We start from the raw sequence: 3325 nt of genomic DNA, 5'->3' as shown, positions 1-3325 counted from the left end.
ACAGAGGACCCTGCAGACCATCGACAACCCGTTCGGCACGAGGTTGTCACCCATGTCTTAGGTACAAACTGTTACCTATGTCTTCGGGCTGTACATTTGGTATTTGGTTGCGGGGACACGCAACTACCGATTCCGACATTTGCTTCAGATCGCAGTTTGAAAGAGATAGCCCTAGGAAAAAAGCCATGTGGGGGACCTCGACGAAGGCGGGCCCTTTCCTCGACAAATTCGTAATGGATAAGCCGCCACGCGGGAATGAGAAAAAACCGAGTAAAACACTCACCTTGTTCGCCGCATGGTTCGCACACCTAACAAACTGAGAAAGCGTCAAATTGAAAGCGCATTCTCAAATCCCCGCCCACGGCTCCCAATGCCTGACAGCAAGCCACAGATGCGATCCACCAAATGCTGCGATGCGACCGACAGGGCGCGATCAGAGTTTACAATTAGCTCCAGATTTGTCGCGGCCAACTCATCCTCTCGACTGCGAACTGGGATGACACATAAACCGTTGTGACGAAACTTTTGATCGGAAGGAAACAATACGCCCAAGCAGATCATATCTGTCTCTTTCACCATATGACGCAAGATGAAGATCGAGTTGGATCTGGTAGTAGGAGCCAAGTGAAGCATTCGGCGCATCAGAGTCTGCTCGAGCATCGGTCTGCTATCAAACCGACTTTCGTAGAGAGCGAGCGGATAGCTCGCACATTCTTCAAGGTCGACCGACGCATTTCCGCAGAGCGGATGATTATCTCTCACAATTATATGGGTAAAAAGCGGTATGGAACATAATGCTCTTAGTTTCTTAGATTTAGGAGGATTAACTGCAATCCCAAAATCCACCTCTTCACTGACAACTGAAGCGGCCACCTTGTCGGATCCTGTAATGTTTACGTCATACGTGACATTTGGATAACAAGCCTGAAAGGACGCGACTTCATCAGCCAGAAACATACGCGGCGCAACTTCTGCGGTGGACAGTCGAATGTGCCCTTTCTCTCCATCTTTCATTTGTCCGATTTCACTAATTGCGCGCTCCAACAGAATTTTTTGCTGTCGAATATGAGATATCAATATTCGACCGGCCTCTGTTGTCACAATCCCCTTGTTTGACCTCTCAAACAACTTTGTGCCGAGGGCTGCCTCATACTCGATTATTTTTCGATTGATAGATGGAGCCGACACATTAAGCAGTTCCCCAGCCCGCCTGATAGAGCCACATTCTGCTACGGCAGAAATGTACTTAAATGCCAAAGATTGGCTGATGTGGTCGATGTTCATCAAATCCGTCCATGGAAATTCGATCGAGCGGTTCAGCAACAGCGCCTCAGCAGCCGGCGAGCGGTCGACTGAAGTCAGCGCGTCGTACAGCGCACACAGCCGAGCGCCGAATTCTGAACCAGATGCAGTCCCTTTTCGGCGCGGGCCATCAGCCTTTCGACTGCTGCTCTCGCATCCTCTATTACGTCACTCGGCACTAGCGTGCGAACCTTTCGGTCCCGCATCACGACATCACCACCTACAATCACTGTGTGAACGTCACGGCCTGTAGCCGCGAAAACCAGAAGCTCTGCAAGAGCGTCTCGGTCAATGCCATTGCTTGGTTGAATATGCGGCTTATGCAAGTCGATCATCACCAGATCCGCGCATTTTCCCACTTCGATAGAGCCAATCTCGTCTGCCATTCCGAGTGCTTGCGCACCCTTGCGTGTAGCTAGCCCAAGGGCCTCATAGGCAGCAAAGGGAACTGGCTCCTGGGCTAGAGATCGCTGCACTATCGCCGTTAGTCGCATTTCACGAAATGGATCAAGAACGTTGTTGCAGGCAGCACTGTCGGTTCCTAGTCCCACGTTCAGTCCTGCCAATTTGAAACGGGCGTAGTGCGGCACACCTGAGGCCAACTTTAGATTGCTGGAAACATTTAGCGACAAACTCACGCGATGCGCCGCTAAGCGTCGACAATCCGCCTGGTCCAACCATAGGCCGTGTGCAACAAGAAGGTTCGGCCCAAGCAAGCCAACTTTCTCAAGCCGATCAACAAGACCCATCCCATGGACTTGTTGGCAATGAAGCATCTCATCTTGCGTTTCGGCGAGATGGATTTGCACATGGCACCCATCCTTATTCGCGGCATCGGCCACCCTTCGGAGAAGCGTCTCGGAGCAAGCGTATAGGGAATGGGGTGCTAGCCCGTAGCGGATCCTGGACGAAGGGCACAGACTTAACGCTTCAGCCCCCTGCGACCATTCCTTTTCCAACGCATTGAGGTCATCGAAATCTCGCATGTTGAATGCAAGACGTGCACGCAAACCAGATTGGGAAACAGCGTCAACAGTAGCGGGAAGGTCACGCCACATGTCGGCAAACGTGGTAATGCCGCTCATGATCATTTCCAGGCAAGCTAGCCTGGCACCAGCATAAGTCTCTTCCGGACCAGCATGACTCATAAGCGGCCACACCGTCGACTTGAGCCAAGTGTCGAGAGGGAATTCTTCCGCAACACCTCGCAACAGGCACTGCGCTGCATGACCATGACAACTGACAAATCCGGGTACAACAGCCATCCCAGTGCCGTCGATGTTCTCCCCAGTGGTGAAGCGGCCTCGGATATCCTCAGCGGTCCCCACGTCGATGATTTTTCCGTCCTTGATTGCTATGGAACCGCGTGGCCAAAAACGCCCGAGCTGATCCATCGAAAGAACGCTCGCGCCTTCGACGATAAGATCCACATATTTTGAAGCCGCTTCAACCATCGACTAATCTCATTGAAATGAGGTGGATAATAAATTATCTACAATATTGTTATTTCCTATACTACCCGCGCATCTTGTTAAATATACGATGAGCGGCCTGCTTGGCATTTGATATAATCTCGTCAGTATCTAGATTTGTAATTTTGCGTTCATGCATTATAATAATTCCGTCAACTATTACAGTATTTACATCTGACGAATTAGCAGAAAATACCAGATCAGCTACAACTCGCTGTATATCAAGTAATTTTTCTATACGTGGCTCAAAATGAGTCTGTAGCATATTGATTGTAATGATGTCAGCCGACTTACCCTCTTCTATGCTACCAATATGCTCACCGCGTCCCAGAATTTTCGCACCATTCAGTGTCGCCATTTCGATGGCATCCCACGCAGTGAGCGTATGATCCGCCTGGCACAGCCTGGACAAAAAGACAGCTAATCGCATTTCTTCGAAGAGGTCATGACGGCCACTGACCTGCCGCTGAGTTTTTCCTCCATCTGAGATTAGAGTCCGGTCCTTGATCGAAGGACGGACTGATGAAGAGAAAGCGGTTCACGGAAGAGCA

At 50.4% G+C, this 3325-nt stretch carries 3 protein-coding genes; all 3 read right to left on the bottom strand.

Annotated features, from left to right (window positions below; translation table 11 throughout):
- Positions 1-327: 327 nt before the first annotated feature.
- The gene (locus tag HNQ95_RS33230) at positions 328-1284 is read right to left on the bottom strand and encodes a LysR family transcriptional regulator (RefSeq protein ID WP_182576246.1); all 957 of its coding nucleotides are present in this window, start codon (positions 1282-1284) and stop codon (positions 328-330) included.
- Between the two features lie 74 nt (positions 1285-1358).
- Complete coding sequence (locus HNQ95_RS33225) at positions 1359-2756, bottom strand: amidohydrolase family protein (RefSeq protein ID WP_182576247.1); 1398 nt, start codon at positions 2754-2756, stop codon at positions 1359-1361.
- A 61-nt stretch (positions 2757-2817) separates the two neighbouring features.
- Positions 2818-3264, bottom strand: coding sequence for an amidohydrolase family protein (locus HNQ95_RS33220; protein ID WP_312874175.1), 447 nt, complete (start codon positions 3262-3264; stop codon positions 2818-2820).
- Positions 3265-3325 lie beyond the last annotated feature (61 nt).

The organism is Aminobacter ciceronei (assembly GCF_014138625.1).
GTDB lineage: Bacteria > Pseudomonadota > Alphaproteobacteria > Rhizobiales > Rhizobiaceae > Aminobacter > Aminobacter ciceronei.
Note: the sequence above shows the minus strand (reverse complement) of the source record. Positions and strands in the feature narration are given on the sequence as shown.

Coding starts and splice junctions, on each gene's coding strand:
- HNQ95_RS33230 (WP_182576246.1), bottom strand. CDS start 1,284: ATGAACATCGACCACATCAGCCAATCTTTGGCATTTAAGTACATTTCT.
- HNQ95_RS33225 (WP_182576247.1), bottom strand. CDS start 2,756: ATGGTTGAAGCGGCTTCAAAATATGTGGATCTTATCGTCGAAGGCGCG.